Genomic DNA, 1,576 nt, shown 5'->3' with positions numbered 1-1,576 from the left:
CTAACGATCTAAGAGTTTTTGCGGCGCGAAGCCGACGCCAAAACTCGGTTGAACTGAACCGCTGAGGAGGAAGGCGAGTACTTGGAGATTTTAGCGCCGGATCGGTGCGTGTGGGGCCACTATAGGGCATTTTGCTTGGCCGATCAAGCAAGGAGGTAGCGCCTCTTTTGGCCGGGGACGGCTGCCGAGCAGGGCAGGAGGAGGCAGCAGGAAAGGGCGTGAGGTGGTTGTTGATGTGGCCAGGGCGCAGCTGTAGGGTTGTGCCTGGCAAGGGGCATATGCCGGTGGTGGAGGTCTACGGGTAAAGCTTGGGGGGTGGGCACGGTTCACGGTGGGGCCCTCCTGCGGTATGGCAGAAAGAGGACCACCACCAGAGAACCTACCTGACATTGGGGGCAGGTGGAGGGTTTTGAGCTTCCCTGGGCGGGTTGGCGATCCGGGGTGGTGCTGGTGGTCTGGTGCGGATTGGGAGAGGTGGAGAGGACGAGCTCTGTGATCTGGGGGAGACGCCCGCGACTGCCGGGGGCGAGGAGGCCGTAGAAGCGGACTTTGTGAAAGCCCCGAGGGAGCACGTGCTGGAGAAAACGACGCATGAATTCCAGGGCAGAGAGTGTCATGATCTTCCAGCGTCGCTCCCGGAAGTCCTTGTAGCGGAAGGTTACGGTGTTGTCGTTGACGGCAAGGATGCGGTTGTTGGTGATGGCAATCCGGTGGACGTAGCGGGCGAGGTACATGAGGACTTTTTCCGCCCCCTGAATCGTGGGCTTGCTGTAGACAACCCACGGGGTGTGCCACACTGACTCCGGGAACGCTTGATCGGGAAACGCCTGGCGGGCGAGCTCCATGAACTTAGCACGGAAGATCTCGGAGAGTGCCCGCACCGGAACGAGGAATCGCTTTCGCGCCGGAAGCCACGACCCTCCGTCATCGGCAAGTCCGCCGCCGGGGACAAGACAGTGCACATGGGGGTGATAGACCATGGCCCTGGTCCAGGTGTGGAGCACACAGAGCACGGCGATGGTTCCACCGAGATAGCGGGGATCTCTGGCGAGGTCCATGAGGGAGTTGGCTGCCGCCCTGATGAGAATGGCGTAGAGAACCCGCTGATGGCTACGGAAGATCCCATGGAGTTCCTTGGGCACGGTGAAGACGAGATGGAAGTAGGGGATCGGGAGAAGCTCCCGTCGTCTTTCATTGAGCCACTTGTCGGTGTCGTTTCCGTGGCACTTGGGACAGCTCCGGTTTCGGCAGGAATGATATGAGTACCGCCAGATCCCGCAGTGGTCGCAGACGGCAAGATGGCCGCCGAAAGACTCTGTACGACACTCCGCAAGGTCTCGCACTGCACGGAAGTGGCTGGGAAGCATCGCCGCGCCGTAGCGCTCAAGGTACTCGGTGCCGTAGCGCTGGAAGATATCTGCGATCTCTGGCATGACCTGCTCTGGATGCTGTTACAGGTCAGCCATGAGGTCGTTGATGATACTCTGGAAGTTCGTGATGGTTTTTCGGGTGAGATGGGTATACCTGAATGTGGATGTAAGACAGCCATGGCCGAGTATCTTCTGGATGAGGCGGA

General features: G+C 60.0%; 1 protein-coding gene. It reads right to left on the bottom strand.

Going from position 1 to position 1,576, the window contains the following annotated elements:
• Window positions 1-326: 326 nt before the first annotated feature.
• Window positions 327-1,433, bottom strand: coding sequence for an IS91 family transposase (locus AC11W3_RS16135; RefSeq protein WP_484093348.1), 1,107 nt, complete (start codon window positions 1,431-1,433; stop codon window positions 327-329).
• Window positions 1,434-1,576 lie beyond the last annotated feature (143 nt).

It is taken from the genome of Geomonas sp., from assembly GCF_056994735.1.
Note: the sequence above shows the minus strand (reverse complement) of the source record. Positions and strands in the feature narration are given on the sequence as shown.